The 24,094-nt window shown below is 72.2% G+C and carries 20 protein-coding genes; 4 read left to right on the top strand and 16 right to left on the bottom strand.

The window, feature by feature from the left end; genetic code table 11:
- Positions 1–232 precede the first annotated feature (232 nt).
- The 16 genes from OG448_RS22585 to rsmH all read right to left on the bottom strand — a co-directional run bounded on the left by OG448_RS22585 (position 233) and on the right by rsmH (position 18,114).
- Entirely contained in the window at positions 233–1,507 is a 1,275-nt protein-coding gene (locus OG448_RS22585) for a DivIVA domain-containing protein (RefSeq protein WP_405556365.1), read from the bottom strand.
- 52 nt (positions 1,508–1,559) lie between these two features.
- On the bottom strand, positions 1,560–1,850 hold the full coding sequence (locus OG448_RS22580; protein ID WP_030810117.1) for a YggT family protein: 291 nt from the start codon (positions 1,848–1,850) through the stop codon (positions 1,560–1,562).
- Between the two features lie 50 nt (positions 1,851–1,900).
- Positions 1,901–2,542, bottom strand: a complete 642-nt coding sequence (gene sepF / locus OG448_RS22575; RefSeq protein ID WP_030810120.1) for a cell division protein SepF — start codon at positions 2,540–2,542, stop codon at positions 1,901–1,903.
- 129 nt (positions 2,543–2,671) lie between these two features.
- The gene (locus OG448_RS22570; RefSeq protein WP_356428270.1) at positions 2,672–3,391 is read right to left on the bottom strand and encodes a YggS family pyridoxal phosphate-dependent enzyme; all 720 of its coding nucleotides are present in this window, start codon (positions 3,389–3,391) and stop codon (positions 2,672–2,674) included.
- Between the two features lie 6 nt (positions 3,392–3,397).
- The gene (pgeF, locus tag OG448_RS22565) at positions 3,398–4,126 is read right to left on the bottom strand and encodes a peptidoglycan editing factor PgeF (RefSeq protein WP_405556362.1); all 729 of its coding nucleotides are present in this window, start codon (positions 4,124–4,126) and stop codon (positions 3,398–3,400) included.
- The gene (ftsZ, locus tag OG448_RS22560) at positions 4,123–5,346 is read right to left on the bottom strand and encodes a cell division protein FtsZ (RefSeq protein ID WP_405556361.1); all 1,224 of its coding nucleotides are present in this window, start codon (positions 5,344–5,346) and stop codon (positions 4,123–4,125) included. The genes pgeF and ftsZ overlap by 4 nt, the downstream gene beginning before the upstream one ends.
- Positions 5,347–5,623: 277 nt before the next feature.
- The gene (locus tag OG448_RS22555; RefSeq protein ID WP_405556360.1) at positions 5,624–6,418 is read right to left on the bottom strand and encodes a cell division protein FtsQ/DivIB; all 795 of its coding nucleotides are present in this window, start codon (positions 6,416–6,418) and stop codon (positions 5,624–5,626) included.
- A gap of 27 nt (positions 6,419–6,445) precedes the next feature.
- Positions 6,446–7,534 carry an undecaprenyldiphospho-muramoylpentapeptide beta-N-acetylglucosaminyltransferase gene (gene murG / locus OG448_RS22550; protein ID WP_030810134.1) on the bottom strand — a complete coding sequence of 363 codons (1,089 nt, stop codon included), beginning with the start codon at positions 7,532–7,534 and terminating at the stop codon, positions 6,446–6,448.
- Between the two features lie 6 nt (positions 7,535–7,540).
- Positions 7,541–8,899 (bottom strand): putative lipid II flippase FtsW, encoded by a 1,359-nt coding sequence (gene ftsW / locus OG448_RS22545; RefSeq protein ID WP_405556358.1) that lies wholly within the window; start codon positions 8,897–8,899, stop codon positions 7,541–7,543.
- Positions 8,900–8,969: 70 nt separating this feature from the next.
- Entirely contained in the window at positions 8,970–10,412 is a 1,443-nt protein-coding gene (gene murD, locus OG448_RS22540) for a UDP-N-acetylmuramoyl-L-alanine--D-glutamate ligase (RefSeq protein WP_405556356.1), read from the bottom strand.
- Positions 10,394–11,467 carry a phospho-N-acetylmuramoyl-pentapeptide-transferase gene (gene mraY, locus OG448_RS22535; RefSeq protein WP_030810142.1) on the bottom strand — a complete coding sequence of 358 codons (1,074 nt, stop codon included), beginning with the start codon at positions 11,465–11,467 and terminating at the stop codon, positions 10,394–10,396. Before mraY ends, murD begins: the two co-directional genes overlap by 19 nt.
- Positions 11,464–12,879 (bottom strand): UDP-N-acetylmuramoyl-tripeptide--D-alanyl-D-alanine ligase, encoded by a 1,416-nt coding sequence (gene murF, locus OG448_RS22530; RefSeq protein ID WP_391291423.1) that lies wholly within the window; start codon positions 12,877–12,879, stop codon positions 11,464–11,466. Before murF ends, mraY begins: the two co-directional genes overlap by 4 nt.
- A 4-nt stretch (positions 12,880–12,883) precedes the next feature.
- On the bottom strand, positions 12,884–14,563 hold the full coding sequence (locus OG448_RS22525) for a UDP-N-acetylmuramoyl-L-alanyl-D-glutamate--2,6-diaminopimelate ligase (RefSeq protein WP_405556353.1): 1,680 nt from the start codon (positions 14,561–14,563) through the stop codon (positions 12,884–12,886).
- Positions 14,564–14,607: 44 nt separating this feature from the next.
- Positions 14,608–16,569 (bottom strand): peptidoglycan D,D-transpeptidase FtsI family protein, encoded by a 1,962-nt coding sequence (locus tag OG448_RS22520; RefSeq protein ID WP_405556351.1) that lies wholly within the window; start codon positions 16,567–16,569, stop codon positions 14,608–14,610.
- Positions 16,570–16,574: 5 nt separating this feature from the next.
- Positions 16,575–17,114 carry a septum formation initiator family protein gene (locus OG448_RS22515; protein ID WP_405556349.1) on the bottom strand — a complete coding sequence of 180 codons (540 nt, stop codon included), beginning with the start codon at positions 17,112–17,114 and terminating at the stop codon, positions 16,575–16,577.
- 43 nt (positions 17,115–17,157) lie between these two features.
- Positions 17,158–18,114, bottom strand: a complete 957-nt coding sequence (gene rsmH, locus OG448_RS22510) for a 16S rRNA (cytosine(1402)-N(4))-methyltransferase RsmH (protein WP_391291427.1) — start codon at positions 18,112–18,114, stop codon at positions 17,158–17,160.
- A 417-nt stretch (positions 18,115–18,531) separates the two neighbouring features.
- On the opposite strand from rsmH, the gene OG448_RS22505 reads away from it, so the two are divergent.
- From OG448_RS22505 to OG448_RS22490, 4 genes are all read left to right on the top strand, one after another.
- Positions 18,532–19,104, top strand: a complete 573-nt coding sequence (locus tag OG448_RS22505) for a beta-class carbonic anhydrase (protein WP_405556347.1) — start codon at positions 18,532–18,534, stop codon at positions 19,102–19,104.
- Between the two features lie 225 nt (positions 19,105–19,329).
- Complete coding sequence (locus OG448_RS22500) at positions 19,330–20,409, top strand: AAA family ATPase (RefSeq protein WP_405556345.1); 1,080 nt, start codon at positions 19,330–19,332, stop codon at positions 20,407–20,409.
- Positions 20,409–21,722 carry a DUF58 domain-containing protein gene (locus OG448_RS22495; RefSeq protein ID WP_405556343.1) on the top strand — a complete coding sequence of 438 codons (1,314 nt, stop codon included), beginning with the start codon at positions 20,409–20,411 and terminating at the stop codon, positions 21,720–21,722. Before OG448_RS22500 ends, OG448_RS22495 begins: the two co-directional genes overlap by 1 nt.
- On the top strand, positions 21,719–24,076 hold the full coding sequence (locus tag OG448_RS22490) for a DUF3488 and DUF4129 domain-containing transglutaminase family protein (RefSeq protein ID WP_405556341.1): 2,358 nt from the start codon (positions 21,719–21,721) through the stop codon (positions 24,074–24,076). The genes OG448_RS22495 and OG448_RS22490 overlap by 4 nt, the downstream gene beginning before the upstream one ends.
- Positions 24,077–24,094 lie beyond the last annotated feature (18 nt).

Here is a 24,094-nt window from a genome sequence, read left to right as displayed (position 1 = left end):
GGGTGGCCGCCGTCGTGCGTTCCGGCTGCTGGTGCGTCGTGGCTGGTCGCGCTCACGCGGCGGAGCCGGCATATCCGGTACAACTCCGCGCCCCGGAGGTAGCTGCTCCCGCTGTCGACTGATCAGCAACCCCCTTCAACACGCGTAAAACAGGGCGGCCCCCGGACCGGAGTCCGGGGGCCGCCCTGAACGCTGCCGACGCCTATGGCGTACTAAAGGCCGTGCGCGGCCGTCAGTTGTCGTCCTCGTCGATCAGGAACCCACGCATCGGCGAGGGAGCCTGGCCCATCGGGGACGGGCCCTGCGGCCGGACCGGAGCCATCGGCTGGGTCATGGCCGGCGTCATCTGCTGCTGGCCGCCGTAGGACGGGCCGGCGGGCGACTGGGGGCCACCCATGCCCTGGTTGCCGCCGCCGTAGGACGGGGCGCTCGCGCCGGCCGGAGCCATCGAGGGCGCCGGGGACGGCGGGAGGGACGCGGCGGCCGGAGTGCGCGGCGGAGCGAGCGAGTCGTCGGCCTGCGTCTCGAGCTGACGGAGCTGAGACTCCAGGTACGACTTCAGACGCGTCCGGTACTCGCGCTCGAAGCCGCGCAGGTCCTCGACCTTGCGCTCCAGCGTGGCGCGCGCGGACTCCAGGGAGCCCATGGCCACGCGGTGCTTCTCCTGCGCGTCCCGCTCCAGGGCGTCGGCCTTGGCACGGGCGTCGCGCTCCAGACCCTCGGCGCGGCTGCGGGCCTCACCGACGATCTTGTTGGCCTCGGAGCGGGCCTCGGCGATCGCCTGGTCGGCGGTCTGCTGGGCCAGCGAGAGGACACGCGCGGCGCTGTCGCCGCCGGGGCCACCCTGACTGGGCAGGCCGGGGCCGCCCATCGGACCGCCCATGGGGCCGCCCATCTGCTGCGGCATCGGCGGCTGGCCGCCCATCGGACCCTGGCCCATCGGACCGGGACCCTGACCCATGGGACCGGGGCCCTGGCCCATCGGACCCTGGCCCATCTGACCCTGGCCCATCTGGCCCTGGCCCATCTGTCCCTGACCCTGGCCCATCGGACCGGGGCCCATCTGACCCTGGCCCATCTGACCCTGACCCATCTGACCCTGGCCCATCGGGCCGGGACCCTGCGGGCCGCCCTGTCCGCCGGGACCGGCGGGAAGCTGCGGGGCACCGCTCGGCAACTGGGGCGGGCCACCCATGGGGCCACCCATCTGCTGCTGCGGCGGACCCGATATCCCGGCGGGAACCGGGGCGCCGGGACCGCGCATGCCCTGCTGCTGTTGCTGGTCCTGCCCCTGCTCCGGGGGCTTGCGCATGTTCTGCTGGTTCTGCGCGGCGGCCCGCGTGGCGGCGGCCAGCTTGGCGCGCAGATCCTCGTTCTCGCGGAGCAGACGGGTCAGTTCGGCTTCGACCTCGTCGAGGAAGGCATCGACCTCGTCCTCGTCATAGCCTTCTCGGAGGCGGACGGTCGTGAACTGCTTGTTCCGCACGTCCTCGGGGGTCAACGGCATCTCTTCACCTCAACGTAGTCATCGGCAGTCGGCAAGACCGTATCGTCCACCCTCATCGCACGAAGCTCCCCGCCACGGTGATGAGGATGTAGACGATGATCATCAGGACGAAGAAGGACAGGTCGAGTGCCACGCCCCCGAGCCGCAACGGCGGGATGAACCGCCGCAGAAGCTTCAACGGTGGATCGGTGACAGTGTAGGTGGCCTCCAGTACGACCACCATCGCCTTGCCGGGTTGCCACGAGCGGGCGAACTGGAAGACGTAGTCCATGACCAGCCGGAAGATCAGGACGACGAGAAACACCATCAGCGCGATGTAGATCACCTGCGCGAACACGCTCATGGCTGCTGGTTCCCTCTCCCCTGTTCCGTGCGTCTTCCGGTGGTGCGTCTTCAGCTCTGGTTGAAGAACCCGCCCTCTGCGATGCGGGCCTTGTCCTCCGCCGTGACATCGACGTTAGCAGGAGACAACAGGAAGACCTTCTGCGTCACCCGTTCGATACTGCCGTGAAGTCCAAACACCAAACCCGCCGCAAAGTCGACAAGTCGCTTCGCGTCGGTGTCGTCCATCTCGGTCAGATTCATGATCACCGGGGTGCCCTCGCGGAAGTGTTCCCCGATAGTACGGGCCTCGTTGTAGGTCCGCGGGTGCAGCGTGGTGATGCGGTACGGCTCTCGTTCCGACACGACCTTGGGCATGATCACCGGCGCGTTCTTCTCCAGGGACTGACGTTCTTGTGTGATGGACGCCACGGGCGCGATACGCGCCGGGCGTCCCGATTCCGCGGTCAGCGCCGGGGAATGGGACACCGGTTCGCGTTGCGCCGGAGGCTGCACCACTCGCACCGATTCATCCCTTTGGGACACATGTGCACTGTGCGGCTGGTGTGTCGGCTCGTGTCGTCGGTGGTCCCGTTCGGGCTCCGGGTCCAGTTCGGGCTCGAAGTCGTCGTCGGGGTCGAAACCCCGGCCGTCGTACCCATCGTCCTCCACGAGGCCGAGGTAGACCGCCATCTTGCGCATCGCGCCGGCCATGCTCTGAGTCCTCCGCTCTGTGGTGGATCGGGTGACGACTGCCAAGTTCCCGCGATCCACTCGGTCGTTGCGCCCGCTTTCGGCGGACATTGACCATATTTTCTGCTGTGGTCCGACTTCTTGGCGACGTTACCCGAGCCTGGCACGGACTCCGAGTACCGCGCTGCCGACGCGCACATGTGTCGCCCCGGCCGCCACGGCCTCCTCGAGGTCCGCGCTCATCCCTGCGGACACCATGGTTGCAGCAGGATGGGCCCGGCGCAGGTCGGTCGACAAATCCACGAGCCGTTCGAACGCCGCGCGTTCGCGTCCCGCGTACTCCCCGGTGAGCGGCGCGACCGTCATCAGGCCGTCCAGCCGCAGTCCGGGCGAGCCGGCGATCAGGTCCGCCAACTCCCCGATGCCGGCCGGTGCGATCCCGCCCCGCTCGCCCCGGCCGCTCGCCCCCGCGTCCAGGGCCACCTGGATGAGGCAGCCGATCTCGCGCCCGGCCCGCACGGCCTCCTTGGAGAGTGCGGTGACGAGCCGGTCCCGATCGACGGACTGCACGACATCGGCATAACCGACCACGGAACGGACCTTGTTGGTCTGCAACTGGCCCACGAAGTGCCATTCCAGGGGTAGATCCGCGCATTCGGCGTGCTTCGGTGCCGCGTCCTGGTCCCGGTTCTCCGCGACCTGACGCACCCCCAGTTCCGAGAGGATGCGTACGTCGTCGGCCGGGTAGGTCTTGGTGACCACGATCAGCGTCACCTCTTCGCGTGCCCGCCCCGCGGCCGCGCACGCGGCGGCGATGCGTTCCTCAACCTTCGCCAGATTCCCGGCGAGTTCGGTCCTACGGTCCGTCATACCCCATCAGTCCAGCCACACATAGCCGGCGAGCCGCCCGGTGGAGCGGTCGCGGCGGTACGAGAAGTGATCGTCCGACTCCCTTGTGCACGCCGGGGATTGCTCCCGGTCGCGCACCCCGAGCCGGTCGAGCTGCGCGTGCACTCCGGCGCTCACGTCGACGGCGGGAGTGCCCCAGCTCGTCTCGGCGTGCGCCGCCGGTTCGGCGGCGGCCACCTCGGCGCGCATGGCCTCCGGGACCTCGTAGCACCGGCCGCACACGGCGGGTCCGGTGCGGGCGACGATCCGGCCGGGGTCGGCGCCGAGTTCGGTCATGGCGCGTACGGCGGCCGGGACGACCCCGGCCAGCATGCCGGGCCGTCCCGCGTGCGCCGCCGCGACGACACCCGCGACGGGGTCGGCGAGCAGCACCGGTACGCAGTCGGCGGTGAGCACGGCGAGGGCGAGGCCGCGCCGGGCGGTGACGATCGCGTCGACCTCCGGCACCGGACGCTCGCCCCAGGGCTCGTCCACGACCGCGACCTCGGCGCCGTGCACCTGGTTCATCCAGACCACCCGCGCCGGGTCCACGCCCAGCGCCTTGGCGGTCAGTTCGCGGTTGGTCCGCACGGCACCGGGGTCGTCGCCGACCGCGCCGCCAAGATTGAGCTCCGCATACGGAGCGGCGCTCACCCCGCCCCACCTGTCGGTGAAGGCGAAGTGCGCGCCGCTCACGTGTCCGCGCTGTCCTATCACTTCAGGAAGTCCGGCACGTCCAGCTCCTCGGCCGCGCTGTCCGCGTAGGTACGGGACTGCGGCACCGGCGGGGCCACCGGGATCTCGACCGCCGGCTCGGGGGTCGGCTCCGGCTCCTCCTTCGGGGTCACGCTGCCGAGCGAGCCGAAGGTCGGACGGCTCTCCGCCTGCTGCTGGCGCGGCGGAGCGGGCTCCTCGCGGCGCGGGGCCGAGGAGTTGGAGGAGGAGGACGCCGAGGACGAGCCGAGGACGTTGTCCCGGCGGGCCGGGGGCTGGCCACCGTCGAACCCGGCCGCGATCACGGTGACCCGCACCTCGTCGCCGAGGGCGTCGTCGATGACCGCGCCGAAGATGATGTTGGCCTCGGGGTGGGCGGCCTCGCTGACGAGCTGGGCCGCCTCGTTGATCTCGAACAGACCGAGGTCGGAGCCGCCGGAGATGGAGAGCAGGACGCCGCGGGCGCCGTCGATGGACGCTTCCAGCAGCGGCGAGGAGATCGCCATCTCGGCGGCGGCCACCGCGCGGTCGTCGCCACGGGCCGAGCCGATGCCCATGAGGGCCGAACCGGCCTCGGACATGACCGACTTGACGTCGGCGAAGTCGAGGTTGATCAGACCGGGGGTGGTGATCAGGTCGGTGATGCCCTGGACACCGGACAGCAGGACCTGGTCCGCGGACTTGAACGCGTCCAGGACCGAGACCTGGCGGTCCGAGATGGACAGCAGCCGGTCGTTGGGGATCACGATGAGGGTGTCGACCTCTTCGCGCAGCTCCGCGATGCCGTCCTCGGCCTGGTTGGCGCGGCGCCGGCCCTCGAAGGTGAAGGGGCGGGTGACCACGCCGATGGTGAGGGCGCCCAGCGAGCGGGCGATGTTGGCCACGACGGGCGCGCCGCCGGTGCCGGTGCCGCCGCCCTCGCCGGCGGTCACGAAGACCATGTCGGCCCCCTTGAGGACCTCCTCGATCTCCTCGCGGTGGTCCTCGGCGGCCTTGCGGCCGACGGCCGGGTTGGCGCCGGCGCCGAGTCCGCGGGTGAGTTCACGGCCGACGTCCAGCTTGACGTCGGCGTCGCTCATCAACAATGCCTGCGCGTCGGTGTTGATGGCGATGAACTCGACGCCCTTGAGGCCGACCTCGATCATCCGGTTGATGGCATTGACACCACCGCCGCCGACACCGATGACCTTGATGACTGCGAGGTAGTTCTGCGGTGCTGCCACGTCGAAGGCCTCTCGCCTCGAATTACGTTGTCGCGCCGGGCGGTTCCCCGACCGGGACGACGGATGCCGAATTGGGACGGTCCGAACGCCGACCCGAACCCTAACGCTGAAGTTTAGGGTTACCAGTGTGTCTGTTCCCTGGAGTCTTCTGAACAGGACACTAAGTCGACAAGCGGCGCCCGTTCAACGAACACGCCGAACCTCCCGTTTTTCTTTTCACCCTATGTGATCAGCCGTAGCAGTGCCCAACCAGGGTGCTGGCCTGCGCTGATGTGCGTCAACTCCCCGCTGACGCGGGGGCGGTGGGCACGCTCACATCGAAGTGCCGGGCGTCCGGAGCTGCTTTCATGAGAGCTGTGAGGGCCCGTGCCTTGGCGCGGCCCTGCTCCCCGCTCCCCCACTCCACGGTGCGTCCGTGGCCCAACTCCAGGGTGATGGCGTCGAACGAGCCGACCCGGACCGTTGCGGTGTCCCGGGCGACGGCGGGCGGGAGACTGCCTGCCACCCGGACCGCCTCGCGCACGAGACGTCCGGTGCCGAAGCGGCGCAGGCTGGCGGCACCCGATCCCTTGCGGGAAGCGGCGAGTTCGAGCATCGGTACACCCTTCGGCGCCTTCCCCACGACTGCGAAACGTACGCCCTCGTGATCGATCTCGGTGAACTTGCCCTTCTCGCGGGCCAGCAGCACCGGGGTGCGCTCGGTGACCTTCAGGGTGATGCCGTGCGGCCAGGACCGGGACACCTCGACGGTGTCGATGCGGCGCAACTTCCCCCGCAGCCGGGCCTGAACGGCGTCCGTGCCGATGGAGGCCAGCGGGGCGCCGACCGGCACGGCGGCGGCGTCGCGGACCTCGGCGGGAGTGAGCACCCGGGTGCCGGAGACCGAGACATGCCGTACGCGCAGCCACTCGGAGCCGTAGAGCAGCCAGAGGGTGCCGGCGCCCGACAGGACCAGCGCGACGGCCAAAACGATGATCATACGGAGGCGGGGGTGCCTCAACCGGCGGACGAGCGGCGGGCCGGCCGACTCCTGCTGGCGTTCACCGCGCTCGGCGGTGGTCGAACCGGCCACGCTCGCTGTCCCTTCGTCGTGCGATGCCTAACGGCTGGAGGCGATGGCCTCGTACACCATCCCGACGAGCAGGTCGTCGGCGTCCCGGCGGCCGAACTCACCGGCGGCGCGGGACATCTCGTAGAGACGGTGCGGGTCGGCGAGGACGGGGAGCACGTTCTGCTGCACCCACTCCGGCGTCAGTTCGGCGTCGTCCACGAGGAGTCCGCCGCCCGCCTTGACCACCGGCTGGGCATTCAGCCGCTGTTCGCCGTTGCCGATGGGCAGCGGGACGTAGGCGGCCGGGAGTCCGACGGCGGTCAGTTCGGCGACGGTCATCGCGCCCGCGCGGCAGAGCATCATGTCGGCCGCGGCGTACGCGAGGTCCATCCGGTCCAGATAACTTACCGGGATGTACGGGGGCATCCCCGGCATCTGCTGCACCTGCGGCAGTTCGTTCTTCGGGCCGACCGCGTGCAGGATCTGGATGCCGGCCTGCTGGAGCCAGGGCGCGACCCGCTGGACGACCTCGTTGAGGTGCCGGGCGCCCTGGGAGCCGCCGGAGACGAGCAGCGTGGGCAGATTGGGGTCCAGGCCGAAGCGGGCGCGGGCCTCGGGGCGCGCGGCGGCGCGGTCCAGGGTGGCGATGGAGCGGCGCAGCGGGATGCCGATGTAGCGGGCGTCACGCAGCTTGCTGTCGGGCGTGGAGACCGCGACCCGGGCCGCGTAGCGGGAGCCGATCTTGTTGGCCAGGCCGGGGCGGGCGTTGGCCTCGTGGATCACGATCGGCACGCCCAGGCGCTTGGCGGCCAGGTAGGCGGGCAGCGCGACGTAACCGCCGAAGCCGACCACCACGTCCGCCTTGGTGCGCTCCAGGATCTGCTCGGCGGCCTTGATCGTGCCGCGCAGCCGGCCCGGCACGGTGATCAGCTCGGGCGTGGGCTTGCGCGGCAGCGGGACCGCAGGGATCAGCGCCAGCTCGTAGCCGCGCTCCGGGACGAGCCGGGTCTCAAGACCGCGCTCCGTGCCCAGGGCCGTGATCCCCACGGTGGGGTCCTGCCTGCGCAGGGCGTCCGCGAGGGCGAGCGCGGGCTCGATGTGGCCCGCGGTACCCCCGCCGGCGAGTACGACATGCACCGAAATTCACCGCTCTCCGGACGGACGCGCCGCCGAGGCACGCCGTCGCATCGTGTTCCATCTCCGTGGCACCCGCTCGGCACGGGAGCCTCCCGCCCGCTTTCTACCAAAGCGGGGTTGCCGCATCGCAAGTGCCGCCCGCGCACCGGGCTCGTCACGCGCGAACGCGATCAGCAGCCCGACGGCGAACATGGTCGGCAGCAGGGCGGACCCTCCGTAGGAGAACAGCGGGAGCGGGACGCCGGCGATCGGCAGCAGGCCGAGCACCGCACCGATGTTGATCACCGCCTGGGCGATGAGCCACGTCGTCACGCCTCCCGCGGCGTACCTCACGAAGGGGTCCTCCGTGCGTCCGGCCACGCGGATACCCGCATAGCCTAGAGCCGCGAACAGGGCCAGTACCGACAACGTGCCCGCCAGACCCAGTTCCTCACCTGTGACGGCGAAGATGAAGTCCGTGTGGGCTTCGGGGAGTTGTCCCCATTTCTCCACGCTGGCGCCCAGCCCGGAACCGAAGATCCCCCCCGAGGCCAGGGCGTAGATGCCGTGCACGGCCTGCCAGCAGTCGGCGGCGCCCGCCTTGGGCTCGGTGGCACCGATGCAGGCGAGCCGGGCCATCCGGTTGGGGCTGGTCTTGATGAGGATCACACCGATCAGCCCCGCCACCGACAGCACCCCGGCGAAGAGCCGGGTCGGGGCGCCGGCCAGCCAGAGCAGGCCGAAGAGGATCGCGGTGAGGATGATCGCGGTGCCCATGTCACCGCCGAGCATGATCAGTCCGAGCAGCAGGAAGGCGACCGGGACCAGCGGGACCAGCATGTGCTTCCACTGGGTCAGCAGCCGCTTCTCCTGCTTGCGGGCGATCAGGTCGGCGCCCCACAGCACCAGGGCGAGCTTGCCGAACTCGCTGGGCTGGATCTGGAAGGAACCGCCGAGCGAGATCCAGTTCCGGTTGCCGTTGACCGACATCCCTATCCCCGGCACCTGTACCAGGGCCATGGAGAACACGGCGGCGGCCAGGATCGGGTAGGCCAGCGCCCGGTGCAGCTTGACCGGCATCCGGGAGGCGGCGAACAGCAGCGCGCCGCCGATGAGCGCGGCGAGGAACTGCTTGCGGAAGAAGAACGAGCCGGGCAGCGAGAGCTGCAGCGCGGTGATCTGGGAGGCCGAGTAGACCATCACCAGGCCCAGGACGGTGATCAGCATGCTGCCGCCCAGGATCAGGTAGTAGGCGGTCAGCGGCCGGTCCCACGCCTTGCGGGCCCGGTCGCGCAGCCGGCGCAGCGGGTTCTCGCCCACGATCCTCGGGGGTGCGGGACGGGCCGCCCGCTGTACGGGCGGCCGTCCGGTACGGCTACTGGGCATCCTGGCCTCCGCTGAACGTCGACCGTCCCACGCGTCCCTCCCAAGGTCCGCCCGGCACGGGCGGCCGGGGTCAGGCGCCGAGTTCGCGGACCGCGGCCGCGAACGCGTCGCCGCGCTGGTTGTAGTTGGTGAACATGTCCATGGAGGCGCAGGCCGGGGCCAGCAGGACCGTGTCGCCCGGCCGGGCCAGCCGCTTCGCCTCCGTCACCGCCTGGAGCATCGCCCCAGTGTCGGTCCGGTCGAGGTCCACGACGGGTACTTCCGGGGCGTGTCGCGCGAGGGCCTCGCGGACCAGCGCGCGGTCGGCGCCGATCAGTACGACCCCCCGCAGCCGCTTCGCGGAGTTGGCCACCAGCTCGTCGAACTCGGCGCCCTTGGCCAGTCCCCCCGCGATCCACACGATCGGCTCGTAGGCGGCCAACGAGGCCTCCGCGGCGTGGGTGTTGGTGGCCTTGGAGTCGTCCACGTAGGCCACGCCGTCGACATCGGCGACGTGGGCGATGCGGTGGGCGTCGGGCGTGAAGGCACGCAGTCCGTCGCGCACCGCCTGCGCGGGAACCCCGAAGGAGCGCGCGAGGGCCGCCGCGGCAAGGGCGTTGGCGATGTTGTGCGGGGCGGGCGGGTCTACGTCGGAGACCTCGGCCAGCTCCTGCGCGTTCTTCTGCCGGTTCTCCACGAAGGCGCGGTCGACCAGGATGCCGTCCACCACGCCGAGTTGGGAGACGGCGGGCGCCTGGAGCGTGAACCCGACGGCCCGGCAGCCCTCTTCGACATCGGCCTCGCGCACCAGGTCCTCGGTGCGCGGGTCGGCCACGTTGTAGACGCAGGCGACCTTGTTGCCCTCGTAGATACGACCCTTGTCGGCGGCGTAGGCGTCCATGGAGCCGTGCCAGTCGAGGTGGTCCGGGGCGAGGTTGAGGACCACGCCGGAGTACGCGCGCAGGGAGGGCGCCCAGTGGAGCTGGTAGCTGGACAGCTCTACGGCGAGCACGTCGTACTTCTCGTCGCCGAGGACGGCGTCCAGCAGGGAGACGCCGATGTTGCCGACCGCGGCCGTGCGCAGGCCCGCCGCCTTCAGGATGGAGGCGAGCATCTGCACGGTCGTGGTCTTGCCGTTGGTGCCGGTGACGGCGAGCCAGGGGGCCGCGTCGGGCCCGCGCAGGCGCCAGGCCAGCTCGACGTCGCCCCAGACCGGGACGCCCGCCCGCTCGGCGGCGAGGAACAGCGGCTTGTCGGGCTGCCAGCCGGGGGCGGTGACGATCAGCTCGGTGCCCTCGGGCAGGGTCGCGCCGTCGCCGAGGCGGACGGTGATGCCGAGCGCCTCCAGTTCCGCCGCCTGCTCGCGGGCGCGGGCGTCGTCGCCGTCGTTGACGGCCGTGACGATCGCCCCGCGCGCGTGCAGCGCCTTCGCGGCCGGCAGGCCGGAGACGCCGAGCCCGGCGACGGTGACGTGCTTGCCCTGGAATTCGCTGGGCCCCGAAGGCACCGAGGAGGTCACTTGTCCGCTGCCCATCCCGCGTAGAAGAGGCCCAGTCCGACGATGACGCAGATGCCCTGGATGATCCAGAAGCGGACCACGACAAGGACCTCGGACCAGCCCTTGAGTTCGAAGTGGTGCTGGAGCGGTGCCATCCGGAAGACGCGCTTCCCGGTCAGCCGGAAGGAGCCGACCTGGATGACGACCGACATGGTGATGAGGACGAACAGGCCGCCCATGATGGCCACCAGCAGCTCCGTGCGGGAGAGGATGGCCAGGCCGGTGAGGACACCGCCGAGGGCGAGCGAGCCGGTGTCGCCCATGAAGATCTTCGCCGGGGAGGTGTTCCACCACAGGAAGCCCAGGCAGGCGCCCATCAGGGCGGAGGCGACCACCGCGAGGTCCAGCGGGTCGCGCACCTCGTAGCAGGCGGCCGGGTTGGTCAGGGTCATGGCGTTGGCGCAGGACTCCTGGAACTGCCACACGCCGATGAACGTGTAGGCGCCGAAGACGAGGACGGAGGCGCCGGTGGCCAGGCCGTCCAGACCGTCGGTGAGGTTCACGCCGTTGGACATGGCGAGGATCATGAACAGCGCCCAGACCACGAACAGCACCGGGCCGATGGTCCAGCCGAAGTCGGTGATGAACGACAGCTTGGTGGAGGCCGGCGTGTTGCCCCGGTTGTCGGGGAACTGGAGGGCGAGGACGGCGAACCCGATGCCGACTATGAGCTGGCCGGCCATCTTCGCCTTGGCCCGCAGACCGAGCGAGCGGCGCTTGACGATCTTGATGTAGTCGTCGAGGAAGCCGACCAGGCCCATGCCGAACATCAGGCCGAGCACCAGCAGGCCGGAGTAGGTCGGCGGCTTGCCGGTGATCACCTTGCTGAGGAAGTACGCGGCGATCGTGGCCAGGATGAAGGCGATACCGCCCATGGTCGGCGTACCGCGCTTGCTGGCGTGCTCGCGCGGGCCGTCGTCGCGGATGTACTGGCCGTAACCCTTGCGGGCGAGGAGCTTGATCAGCAGCGGGGTGCCGATCAGCGTCAGGAAGAGACCGATGACGCCCGAGAACAGGACCTGGTTCATCATCGGGCGGCGACCTCACCCTCGGTACCGGCCTCGGCGAGCGTCTGCGCGACGCTCTCGAGCCCCACCGACCGGGACGCCTTCACCAGCACGACGTCCCCCGGACGCAACTGCTTGCGCAAAAGGTCGATCGCCGCCTGTGCGTCGGACACGTGCACCGACTCCTCACCCCACGAACCCTCGTTGTATGCGCCCAGTTGCAGCCAGGAGGCTTCGATGCCACCGACCGCGACGAGCTTGCTGACGTTGAGCCGGACGGCGAGCCGTCCGACCGCGTCGTGCTCGGCGAGAGCCTCGTCCCCCAGCTCGGCCATCTTGCCGAGCACCGCCCACGTGCGGCGCCCCTTGCCCATGGCCGCGAGCGCCCTGAGGGCGGCCCGCATGGACTCGGGGTTGGCGTTGTAGGCGTCATTGACGATGGTCACGCCGTCCGGGCGCTCGGTGACCTCCATGCGCCAGCGGGAGAGGGTGCCCGCGCCGGAGAGCGCGGAGGCGATCTCACTTGCGGACATGCCCAGCTCATGGGCGACGGCGGCCGCGGCGAGCGCGTTCGACACGTGGTGCTCACCGTACAGGCGCATGGTCACATCGCTTGCACCGGAGGGTGTGTGAAGCCTGAACGCGGGCTGTCCGCTGTCCGTGAGTCGTACGTTCTCGGCGCGTACGTCCGCTTCGGCCGACTCTCCGAAAAGGACCACCTTCGCCTTGGTACGGGAGGCCATCGCGCGCACCAGCGGGTCGTCGGCGTTGAGGATCGCCGCGCCACCGTCCGCCGCGGAGGGCAGGCTCTCCACCAACTCGCCCTTGGCCTGCGCGATCTGCTCGCGGCCGCCGAACTCGCCGATGTGGGCGCTGCCCACGTTGAGGACCAACCCGACCTTCGGCGGGGTGAGTTCGGCCAGGTAGCGGATGTGGCCGATGCCGCGGGCGCCCATCTCCAGCACGAGGAACTTCGTCTCCTCGGTGGCGGACAGAGCGGTCAGCGGCAGCCCGATCTCGTTGTTGAGCGAGCCGGGCGTGAACACGGTCGGCGCCTTGCCGCCGAGCACCTGGGCGATGAGGTCCTTGGTGCTGGTCTTGCCGGCCGAGCCGGTCAGCGCGACGAGGGTCGCGCCGAGCCGTTCGACGACGTGGCGGGCGAGGGCGCCGAGGGCGTCCTGGACGTCGTCCACGACGATCGCGGGCACGCCGACGGGACGCGACGCCAGTACGGCGACCGCGCCCGCCTCGACGACCTGGGCCGCGAAGTCGTGGCCGTCCACCCGCTCGCCGACGAAGGCGACGAACAGGGTGCCGGGCACCACCTCACGGGAGTCCCGGACGACCGGGCCGGTGACCTGGACGGACGTGTCCGGTATGTCGTGCGTCTGCCCGCCGACGACTGCTGCGATCTCGGCGAGGGAGAGGGCGATCACAAGTTCATCCCTGGGTGTTCTGGATAGCTTCGCGGAGCACCTGGCGGTCGTCGAAGGGACGGATCACGCCGGCGATGTCCTGGCCCTGCTCGTGGCCCTTGCCCGCGACCAGCACGGTGTCACCGGCGGCGGCGCGGCCCACGGCGGCGGCGATGGCGGCGGCCCGCTCCTCGAACAGCAGCACCTCGCCCCGCTCGTGCGCGGGGACGGAGGCGGCGCCTTCGAGCATGGTCGCCAGGATCGCGAGAGGGTCCTCGGAGCGGGGGTTGTCGGAGGTCAGTACGGCCGTGTCGGCGTACCGGGCCGCGGCCGCGCCCATCGGGCCGCGCTTGGTGCGGTCGCGGTCGCCGCCGCAGCCGAGCACGAGGTGCACGCGGCCCTTGGTGACCTTGCGCAGCGCCTTGAGCACCGACTCGACCGCGTCGGTCTTGTGGGCGTAGTCGACGACGGCGAGGTAGGGCTGTCCGGCGTCGACGCGCTCCAGGCGGCCGGGGACGCCGGGCACGGCGGCGATGCCGTCGGCGGCGGTCTGCGGGTCGATCCCGGCGGCGGCGAGGGCGGCCAGCGCGGCGAGGGTGTTGGCCACGTTGAACGGACCGGGCAGCGGCGAACGGGCGTGCACCCGCTCGCCCTCGGGACCGAGCGCGGTGAACGTCGAGTCCATGGGGCCGATCTGGACGTCCTCGGCGCGCCAGTCGGCGTCCGGGTGGCCCTCGGCGGAGAAGGTGACGACCGGGACACCGGCCTCGGTGACGAGCCTGCGGCCGTACTCGTCGTCGGCGTTGACCACACCGAGCCGGCTGCGTTCGGGGGTGAACAGGCTCGCCTTGGCCTGGAAGTAGTCCTCCATGCCGGAGTGGAACTCCATGTGCTCCGGGCTGAGGTTGTTGAAGACCGCGATGTCGAAGACACAGCCGTCGACCCGGCCGAGGACCAGGGCGTGGCTGGAGACCTCCATGGCGACGGCGTCGGTGCCGCGTTCGCGCATGACGGCGAACAGGGCCTGGAGGTCGGTGGCTTCGGGGGTGGTGCGCTCGGACTTGAGGCGCTCGTCGCCGATGCGGGTCTCGACCGTGCCGACCAGGCCGGTGGCCCGGCCGGCCGCCCGCAGGCCGCCCTCGACCAGGTAGGCGGTGGTGGTCTTGCCGGAGGTGCCGGTGATGCCGATCTGGAGCATGTCCCGGCCGGGGTGCCCGTAGATGGTGGCGGCCAGCTCGCCCATCTCCGCGCGCGGGTCCTCGACGACCAGGACCGGCAGGCCGGTCGCGGCGGCGCGGTCGCGGCCCGCCGGGTCGGTGAGGACGGCGACGGCGCCCAGGCCAGCCGCCTGGGTGGCGAAGTCGGCGCCGTGCAGCCTGGCGCCGGACAGGGCGGCGTACACGTCACCGGGGCGGACGGCCCGCGAGTCGTGGGTGATGCCGGTGACCCCGACGGACGCGGCGGTCTCGGCGGGCGCGGTGGTGCCCAGCTGACCGGCCAGTTCCGCGAGGGAGATGGCGGAGACCTGAACCGGTCGCGGCGGTCCCGGATTTGTCACGGAAGCGCCTTTCTGAGTGGTTTGGGACTGATCGGCGTGTGGCACGGCGGTGAGCGTACCGGGAGTACCCGCTCCGGAGCTAAAACGGGGCTCGCGGTCGGTGCGGTGGGTCCCTCGGTTCCCGTCGTCGGGGGTGATCGTTGTCACGGGCTCGTTCCTGGTGGTCGTTGCCTGGTTCCGGTGGGGGCGGGTCAGGGCTGGTAGGAGACGGGCAGGGCGGCGGCCTTGGCTCCGGTCGGCGGCACCTGCATGGTCTTCAGCGCGAACTCCATCACCTGCTTGTAGACCGGACCGCAGATCTGGCCGCCGAAGTAGCTGCCGGAGGTCGCGTTCTGGATGGCGCAGTAGACGGTGACGCGGGGCTTGTCGGCGGGGGCGAATCCGGCGAAGGACGAGGTGTAGCCGTGGTACCTCCCGGTGGCCGGATCGACGCGGTTGGCGGTGCCGGTCTTGCCCGCCACCCGGTAGCCGGGGATGCGGGCCTTGATGCCGGTGCCCTGCTCGTCGTCGACGACCGACTCCAGCATCTGGGCGACGGTCTTCGCGGTCTTCTCGCTGACCACACGGGTCTTCTTGGGCTTGGGCGCGGGGGCGAAGCGGCCGTCGGCGCCCTTGGTGCCGCGCACCAGAGTGGGCGCCACGCGGACTCCGCCGTTGGCGATGGTGGAGTAGACGGAGGCGGCCTGCATGGCGTTGATGGAGAAGCCCTGGCCGAAAGGGATCGTGTACTGCTGCGAGGTCGACCACTTGGCGGCGGGCGCGAGGATGCCCGGTGTCTCGCCGGGGAAGCCGAGCCCGGTGTAGCGGCCGATGCCGAACTGGCGCAGGTACGAGTAGAGCGTGTCGTTGGCGGCCCGCTGGGTCTTGCCGAGCTGGCCGGCCGCGAGGATGGTGCCGATGTTGCTGGACTTGGCGAGCACCCCGTTGAGGGTGAGGTGCCAGGTGGCATGGTCGACGTCGTCCTGGAAGAGCCGGTCGCCCCGGTGCAGCCGGTTGGGCACGACGACGTGGGTGAGCGGGGTGGCCGCGTTCTCCTCCAGCACGGCCGCCATGGACATCACCTTGGCGGTGGAGCCGGGCTCGTACGCGTCCTGGACGGCGGCGTTGCCCATGGCGGCGGAGTCGGCCTTGGAGAGGTCGTTGGGATCGAAGCCGGGCGAGTTGGCCATGGCGAGGATCTGGCCGGTGGCGGTGTCCTGGACGACGACGTAGCCGCGGTCCGCCTTGGACTTCTTCACCTGCTCGGAGATCGCGTTCTGCGCGGCCCACTGGATGTCGCGGTCGATGGTCAGCTCGACGTCGCTGCCGGGCACGGCGGGCGTCTCGGTGGAGCCGGCGGTGGGCACCTCGCGGCCGCCGGACTGGGCGTAGCGGATCTTGCCGTCCTTGCCGGAGAGCTGCTTGTCGAGCTGCTGCTCGATGCCGCCGCCGCCCCGGCCCTCGCTGTTGACCCAGCCCAGTATCCCGGCGGCCAGCTCCTTGTTGGGGTACACCCGCTGGCTGCTGGGGTCGGCGAAGACCCCGGCGAGCACGTTGGGGGTGCCCTTCTTGACGAAGGCGGCCTTGAGGTCCTTGATCTGCTTCCAGACCTGCGGGGTCTGCCGGGAGGCCAGCCGGGCGTAGCGGGACTGCTTGTTGGCCGGGCGGAGCTTCTTGACGAGCGCTTCCTGGTCCTGGCCGAGGATCGGCGCGAGCAGCGCGGCGGCCTGCTCGGGCCCGTCGGAGATCTTGAGCTGTTCGCTGCCGAACATCTTCGGGTCGGCGGTGATGTCGTAGGCGTCCTCGCTGACGGCGAGGGCGACGCCGTTGCGGTCGGTGATGCCGCCGCGCTCGGCGGTCAGGATGTGCGCCACGTAGCGGTTCTGCTCGGCCTTGGCGCTGTAGGTGCCGGCGTCCACGGCCTGCACCTGGAGGAGGCGCACGGTGAAGGCGGTCAGCACCAGGGCGAGGGCGAGGCCGACCAGGCGCAGCCGGGGCCGGGGACTGCCGAGCCGCAGGGCGGGCTTGGCCGGGGGCCGCCGGCCGCCGGAGGGGCGGCGGGCGGGGCGGGCGGGGCGGGCGCCCTGGCCGGGGCGGCGGGGGGCCGCGCCCCGGGGACGGGGCGGCCTCGCGGGTCCGGGCACACGGCGGCGCGGCGTTTCCCTGTCGGACACTTCCGTCACCTGCCGGGGGTCGGGGTGGTGGGGGCGGACCGGAGGGTGCCGCCCGGCGCGGGAGTCGTGGCGGCGGGGGTCGCCGGGGTGCTGGTGGGGGCGCCGCTCGGCGTCGCCGGGGCCGTGCTCGGGGCGGCGGTCAGGGCCTCGGGGGCGCGGGGGCCGGTGAGGGCGGCGGAGCGGGGGGCGGCGCTGGGAACACCCTTGACACTGCCGTCGGGGCCGAGGAAGGCGGGGTCGCCGCCGGGGACCATGCCGAGTTCGCGGGCGCGGCGCTGGAGGGCGTCGGGCGCGGAGTAGGCGTCGATGTCCCGCTGGAGGGCCTGTTCCTCGTCGGTGAGGCTCTTGGTCCGGCGCTGTATGTCGTCCAGCTCGAACGACCCTTCGCTGAGCGCCGAGTTGAGCACCAGCAGGCCGAGGAGTCCGCCGCCCAGGAGCAGCACGACGAGGAGGACGAAGGGGGTGCGGGCCGCGCGGGCGCGGCCGGCGGGGATGAGCCGGGCGAGCCGGGCCGCCCTCCCCCTGGGTGCGGGCTTGCTGCTCACTGTCCCTCCCGGCGGGCCTGGGAACCCGGCCGGCCCCGTTCGTTCACTCGGCGTCCTCCCTGATGCGCTCGACACCGCGCAACCTGGCCGGGGCGGCCCGGCGGTTCTCGGCGATCTCCTCCTCGGTGGGAAGTTCGGCACCGCGGGTGAGGAGCTTCAGGCGCGGCTGGTAGCGCTCGGGCACCACGGGCAGTCCGGGCGGCGCGGTGGTGGCGGCGCCGGCCGCGAAGACCTGCTTGACCAGCCGGTCCTCCAGCGACTGGTACGACAGCACGGCGATCCGCCCGCCGACCGCGAGCGCCTTCACCGCGGCCGGTACGGCCCGTTCCAGTACGGAGAGTTCGCCGTTGACCTCGATGCGCAGGGCCTGGAAGGTGCGCTTGGCCGGGTTGCCGCCGGTGCGCTTGGCGGCCTGCGGCAGGGCGTCCCGGATCAGCTCGACCAGGCGGGCGCTGTTGGTGAACGGCTCCTTCTCACGCTCGCGGACGACCGCCGAGACGATCCGCTTGGCCTGCTTCTCCTCGCCGTACGCGCGCAGGATGCGCACCAGTTCGCCGGCCGGGTAGGTGTTGAGGACCTCGGCGGCGCTGATGCCGGCCGTCTGGTCCATGCGCATGTCGAGCGGGGCGTCCTGGGCGTAGGCGAAGCCGCGGTCGGCCTCGTCCAACTGCATGGAGGAGACGCCGAGGTCGAACAGGACGCCCTGGACGGCCGGGATGCCCAGGCGGTCCAGGACCTCGGGGAGTTCGTCGTAGACGGCGTGCACGAGGGTGGCGCGGTCGCCGTAGGGGGCGAGGCGTTCGCCGGAGAGGCGGAGGGCTTCCTTGTCCCGGTCGAGGCCGATCAGCCGGGCCTCGGGGAAGCGGGCCAGCAGTGCCTCGCTGTGGCCGCCGAGGCCGAGGGTGCAGTCGACGACCACCGCTCCCGGCCGCTCCAGGGCGGGCGCCAGCAGGTCCAGGCACCGCTGGAGCATCACCGGGACGTGTCGACTCTCGGTCAAGGGGGCCTCTCATTCCGGCGGGCGGTACGCACCGCCGGGTCCCCGCCCGCTCCGTGAAGGGGAGGCCCGCCGGCGCCGGAAGCGTCAGCCGGCCGGGAGCGGGAGGGGGCCGAGCCGCACGTACGCGCCGCGCACGCGGGGAGACGGTCCGGGCGGATGCCGGGATCTCCGGGGGTTTCACCAGCGGGAAGAGCCGCGCCTCCCGCTTCGCGTCACTTTAGTCCACCCTGTGTCGCGGTCAATCAACCGGCCTGCGCGTCGCGTACGGCTTCCGGGCGGTCCCCGCGATTCGCCGGGATTCACCCGTCCGGCGGAGGTTCGCGCTCCGTGTGGGTTAGCTCACAACAAGCCACGATGTGGTTCTTTGTGGCTGTCCACAGCAGGCCGGGGACACCGGTGACCAGTAACGTCGGGAGCATGACGACTTCCGCAGCAGTTCCGACCGGGTCCGACGGCGCCATAACGGGTGGCGGCAGCGTGACGGACCGCCTGGTCGTCGCCAACCAGACGTATGCGAGCGAGTTCACCGACCCCGGCATGGACGCGCGTCCGGTGCTCCAGGTCGCCGTCGTCGCCTGCATGGACGCCCGCCTCGACCTGCACGCCGCGCTCGGCCTGGAGCTGGGCGACTGTCACACCATCCGCAACGCGGGCGGCGTGGTCACCGACGACGTGATCCGCTCGCTGACCATCAGTCAGCGCGCGCTGGGCACCCGCAGCGTGGTCCTGATCCATCACACCGGGTGCGGTCTGGAGTCCCTCACCGAGGAGTTCCGGCACGACCTGGAGATGGAGGTCGGCCAGCGCCCGGCGTGGGCGGTGGAGGCGTTCCGGGACGTGGACCAGGACGTACGGCAGTCGATGCAGCGGGTGCGGACCTCCCCGTTCCTGCTGCACACCGACGACGTGCGCGGCTTCGTCTTCGACGTGCGCACCGGTCTGCTCCGTGAGATCGACCCGGCCGACGGCGGCGCCGACCGGTCCGCCTGACGCCCCGGCGGCCCCTCCTCCCGCCCTCGCGGCGGGGGGTGAAAGGGCCGCAAGCCCGGCATCACGGGGGCAGTTGTCCACAGGCGGTGACACGAATCCGTAACGGCGGCAAGAATGCGGGGTGTGACGGCGCGCGGCCTGGTCCGCGCGGCGTCGCACTTCCGGGGTGGGCCGGTCGCGCTCGCGTGCACAGGCCCTGGGTGATGACGGGCCGAGGAGGGCCGGGTGACGACCTATGACGATCGGGCGAGCCAGGGGGGCGTCCCCGCTCGAACGGAGTCGGGCGCGGGGCGGGATCTGACCGCCACCGCGGAGCGTGTCCGCGCTTCGGTGGAGGACGTGATCGAGGGCAAGCCCGAGGTCGTACGGCTCGCGCTGACCGTGCTGCTCGCCGAGGGGCACCTGCTGATCGAGGACGTCCCCGGCGTGGGCAAGACCATGCTGGCCAAGGCGCTGGCGCGGTCCATCGACTGCTCGGTGCGGCGCATCCAGTTCACCCCCGACCTGCTGCCCTCGGACATCACCGGGGTCTCCATCTGGGACCAGCGGGGCGGTGACTTCGAGTTCAAGCCGGGCGCGATCTTCGCGCAGATCGTGATCGGCGACGAGATCAACCGCGCCTCGCCCAAGACCCAGTCGGCGCTGCTGGAGTCCATGGAGGAGCGGCAGGTCACCATCGACGGCCACAGCTACGAACTGCCGAGCCCCTTCATGGTGGTGGCGACGCAGAACCCGGTCGAGATGGAGGGCACCTACCCGCTGCCCGAGGCGCAGCGCGACCGCTTCATGGCCCGTGTCTCCGTGGGCTATCCCAGCGTCGAGGCCGAGCTGCGGATGCTGGACGTGCACGGCGGGGCCTCCCCGCTGGAGGACCTGGAGCCGGTGGCGCACGCGCACGAGATCGTGAAGCTGATCGAGGCGGTGCGCGCGGTGCACGTCTCGGAGGCGGTGCGGCGGTACGCGGTGGAGCTGGTCGCCGCCACCCGGGTCCACCCCGACCTCAGACTCGGCGCCTCCCCGCGCGCGACGCTGCATCTGCTGCGCGCGGCGAAGGCGTCCGCCGCCCTGGAGGGCCGGGAGTACGCGCTGCCGGACGACCTCCAGGAGCTCGCCCCGCCCGTACTGGCCCACCGGCTGCTGCCCACCTCGGAGGCCCAGCTCAACGGCCGGACGGCCGAGGACGTGGTGCGGGAGATCATCCAGCACACGGCCGTGCCCACCACCGCCCGGCAGAGCGGCTACGACGGCCTGGACGCCTCGCCGGCCCATCCCCCGCGGCCGCTGCGGTCTCCCAGGGGTCTGTGATGTCCGCCGGGGGGCGGGGCGGGGTGCGCGCGACGCTGTCGGGGCTGACCACCCGCGGGCGCTCCTTCCTGGCCGCCGGGATCGCGGCCGCGATCTGCGCCTATGTACTGGGCCAGGACGACCTGCTGCGGGTGGGGCTGCTGCTGGCGGTGCTGCCGCTGCTCTGCGCGACCGTCCTGCACCGCACCCGGCACCGGGTGACCGCCGAGCGCGCCCTGGCCCCCACGCGGGTGCCCGCTGCCGGGGAGGCGCGGGTGCGGCTGCGCGTGGACAACGTCTCCCGCCTGCCCACCGGCCTGCTGATGCTCCAGGACCGGGTGCCGTACGTGCTGGGGCCCCGCCCCCGGTTCGTGCTGGACCGGGTCGAGCCGGGTGGGCACCGCGAGGTGTCCTACCGGGTGCGCTCGGACCTGCGCGGCAGGTACCGGCTCGGCCCGCTCCAGGTGCGGCTGAGCGACCCGTTCGGGATGTGCGAGCTGACCCGGTCCTTCTCGGCGTACGACACGCTGACGGTGCTGCCCCGGGTGGAGCCGCTGCCGCCGGTCCGGTTCGGCGGGGAGGCGCTCGGGCACGGCGACGGACGGCAGCGTTCGCTGGCGCTGGCCGGCGAGGACGACCTGATCCCGCGCGGCTACCGGTACGGCGACGACCTCCGCCGGGTGCACTGGCGGTCCACCGCCAAGCACGGCGAGCTGATGGTGCGCCGCGAGGAGCAGCCCCGGCGCTCGCGCTGCACGGTGCTGCTGGACACCCGCGCGGTGGCCTACGAGGGCGCGGGCCCCGGCTCGGCCTTCGAGTGGGCGGTGTCGGGGGCCGCCTCGGTGGTGGCACATCTGCTGGAGCGGGGGTTCTCGGTGCGGCTGCTGACGGACTTCGGGGTGACGGTGTCCGGCGAGGGCGGCTCGGGGCACGAACGGGCGGCGGCGGCCGCGCTGATGATGGACACCCTCGCGGTGATCGACCACTCCGACGGCGCCGACCTGGCGGGCGCGTACGACGTGCTGCGCGACGGGCACGACGGGCTGCTGGTCGCCTTCCTCGGTGATCTGGACGGCGGGCAGGCGGCGTCGGTGGCGCGGATGCGCAGGCGCGGCGGCGCGGTCGCGTTCGTGCTGGACCCGGACGACTGGACGCGCGAGCCGTCGGCGGTGCCGGAGCCGGACGCCCCGCTGCCGCAGCGGCTGCGGGTGCTGCGGGAGGCCGGCTGGACGGCGCTGGGTGTGCCGCGCGGAGCCTCCCTGGAGGAGCTGTGGCGGCAGGCGGACCGGGAGCGGCCGGGTCCGGCCGCGCTGAGCGGGAAGGCACGGGGATGAGCGGGCGGGCACGACTGGCGCTGTGCGCGGCGGCGGCGGCGCTGATGGCGTCCTCGGCCCTGTTGCCGCTGGTCGACGGCCCCACCTGGCTGCTGCTGTCGGCGCTGCTGGTGGCCGTGCAGGCGGGGGTGGGCATCGCGGCCCGGCGGATTCCGCTGTCCCGGCCGCTGACGCTGCTGGCGCAACTGCTGGTGACGCTGGTGCTGCTGACGCTGGTCTTCGCGCGGGCCGAGGCGCTGGGCGGGCTGCTGCCGGGGCCGGAGGCGTTCCTTCGGTTCGGGGCGCTGTTCGGGCAGGGCGCGGACGACGTGAACCACTACGCGATCCCGGCGCCGCTCACGGACGGCATCCGGCTGCTGCTGGTCGGCGGGGTGCTGCTGGTGCATCTGCTGGTCGACACCCTCGCGGTGACCTTCCGGCGGGCGGCCCCGGCGGGGTTGCCGCTGCTGGCGCTGTACTCGGTGGCGGCCGGGCTGTCGGACGGGGCCGCGGACTGGCTGTGGTTCCTGGTGGCGGCGGCCGGTTATCTGATGCTGCTGCTCGCGGAGGGCCGGGAGCGGCTCGCCCAGTGGGGCCGGGTCTTCGGGGGCACCCCGCGGGCGGGTGCCCCGGTGGGCGGGGTGACGGCACCGGCGCGCACCGGCCGCCGGATCGGCGCGCTGGCGCTGGGCGTGGCCCTGGTGGTGCCGCTGGGCCTGCCGACGCTGCACGGCGGCCTGCTGGGCCAGGCCGGGTCGGGCGTCGGCGCGGGCAACGGCCGGGGCGGCACGATCTCGGCGGTGAACCCGCTGGTGTCGCTGCGGGACAGTCTGAACGTGGACGACGACCGCCAGGTACTCTCCCTGCGGCCCAGCTCCGGCGAGGTGCCGGACATGTATGTGCGGATAGTGTCCCTGGACGACTTCGACGGCACCGACTGGAAGCCGTCCCAGCGCCGCATCGCCGCGGTGCCGGGGGTCTTCCCGGCCCCGGCGGGCCTGAGCGACGACGTCAAGCGGACCACGCTGCGCACGGTGATCACGGCGGCGGACTGGTACGCCCAGGACTGGCTGCCGATGCCGTATCCGCCGAGCGGTGTCCGGATCGACGGCAACTGGCGGTACGAGCCGGTCGGCATGACCCTGGTCGGCGACCACGGCCAGACCACGCGCGGCGAGACCTACCAGGTCACCAGCCTGGATCTGCAGCCGACCGCGAAGCAGCTCGCCGACGCCCCGAAGCCGCCGGCCGCGCTGGAGCGGGAGTACACCCGGGTGCCCTCCCGGCTGCCGGACGTGGTGGCGCGGACCGCCGAGGAGGTCACCTCCGGGGCGCGCAACCACTACGAGGAGGCGGTACGGCTCCAGGACTGGTTCTCGGTGGGCGGCGGCTTCCGGTACGACACCGAGGTGCAGGTGGGCCGGGGCGCCAACGCGATCGCCAACTTCCTCAGGAAGAAGGAGGGGTTCTGCGTCCACTTCTCCTTCGCCATGGCGGCGATGGCCCGCACGCTGGGCATTCCGGCCAGGGTGGCGGTGGGTTTCGCGCCGGGCACCCCGCAGGGCGACGGCTCGGTGTCGGTGAGCCTGAAGGACGCGCACGCCTGGCCGGAGCTGTACTTCCAGGGCGTGGGCTGGACCCGGTTCGAGCCGACGCCGACCCGGGGCACGACCCCGGCGTACACCCAGCAGGACACCCCGAGCAGCGCCCGCCCGGACCAGGAGCTGCCCTCGCGCGGGGCGTCCAGGGAGCCTTCGGCGGCGGCGACCGGGGGTGAGAGCTGCGCGGCGCAGGACAAGCCGGGCGCTTGTGCCGATCCGTCGGCGGCGGTGGCGGCGCCGGGCGGGGGCGGAGGTCCGTCGGGCGGGCTGTGGGCCGCGCTGATCGTGCTGGGCGCGCTGGCGCTGGTGGTGCTCCCGCTGTCCCCGATGCTCTGGCGGACCCGGGTGCGGGCCCGGCGGCTGGACGGGCACTCCCCCGACCCGGCCGAGCGGACGCTGGCGGCCTGGCGGGAGCTGACCGACAGCGCCTGGGACCACGGGGTGATACCGGACGGCTCGCTGACCCCGCGCGGCTCGGCGGCCCGGATCGTGCGGCTGGGGCGGCTGGACGGGGAGGCCGGGGCCGCGGTGCACCGGGTGGCGGCCGCCCTGGAGCAGGTGCTGTACGCCCCGGAGCCGCGCCCTGCGCCGGACCTCGCCAAGGACGTGCGCCGGGTGATCGCCGGGCTGGCGGCCCCGGTGGGCCGGGGCACCCGGCTGCGGGCCGTGTTCGTACCGCGCTCGGCACGGCGGGTGCTGTGGTCGGCCCGGGACCGCTGGGCTTCCCTCCAAGTCCGGGCGGCATCGCTGTGGCCGGTGCGCGGGGAGGCTTAGCGGCCGCTCGACATGGCT

It is taken from the genome of Streptomyces sp. NBC_01171 (assembly GCF_045039805.1).
Lineage (GTDB): Bacteria > Actinomycetota > Actinomycetes > Streptomycetales > Streptomycetaceae > Streptomyces.
The sequence above is the reverse complement of the archived record's forward strand: the minus strand, read 5'-3'. Positions and strand labels throughout refer to the sequence as shown.

Bases quoted from the DNA above. Each gene is read 5' to 3' on its own strand.
- OG448_RS22490 (WP_405556341.1), top strand. From the start codon at position 21,719: ATGAGCGGGCGGGCACGACTGGCGCTGTGCGCGGCGGCGGCGGCGCTG.
- OG448_RS22570 (WP_356428270.1), bottom strand. From the start codon at position 3,391: ATGACGGACCGTAGGACCGAACTCGCCGGGAATCTGGCGAAGGTTGAG.
- OG448_RS22495 (WP_405556343.1), top strand. From the start codon at position 20,409: ATGTCCGCCGGGGGGCGGGGCGGGGTGCGCGCGACGCTGTCGGGGCTG.
- mraY (WP_030810142.1), bottom strand. From the start codon at position 11,467: ATGATGAACCAGGTCCTGTTCTCGGGCGTCATCGGTCTCTTCCTGACG.
- sepF (WP_030810120.1), bottom strand. From the start codon at position 2,542: ATGGCCGGCGCGATGCGCAAGATGGCGGTCTACCTCGGCCTCGTGGAG.
- OG448_RS22580 (WP_030810117.1), bottom strand. From the start codon at position 1,850: ATGAGCGTGTTCGCGCAGGTGATCTACATCGCGCTGATGGTGTTTCTC.
- ftsW (WP_405556358.1), bottom strand. From the start codon at position 8,899: ATGCCCAGTAGCCGTACCGGACGGCCGCCCGTACAGCGGGCGGCCCGT.
- murD (WP_405556356.1), bottom strand. From the start codon at position 10,412: ATGGGCAGCGGACAAGTGACCTCCTCGGTGCCTTCGGGGCCCAGCGAA.
- OG448_RS22585 (WP_405556365.1), bottom strand. From the start codon at position 1,507: ATGCCGTTGACCCCCGAGGACGTGCGGAACAAGCAGTTCACGACCGTC.
- OG448_RS22505 (WP_405556347.1), top strand. From the start codon at position 18,532: ATGACGACTTCCGCAGCAGTTCCGACCGGGTCCGACGGCGCCATAACG.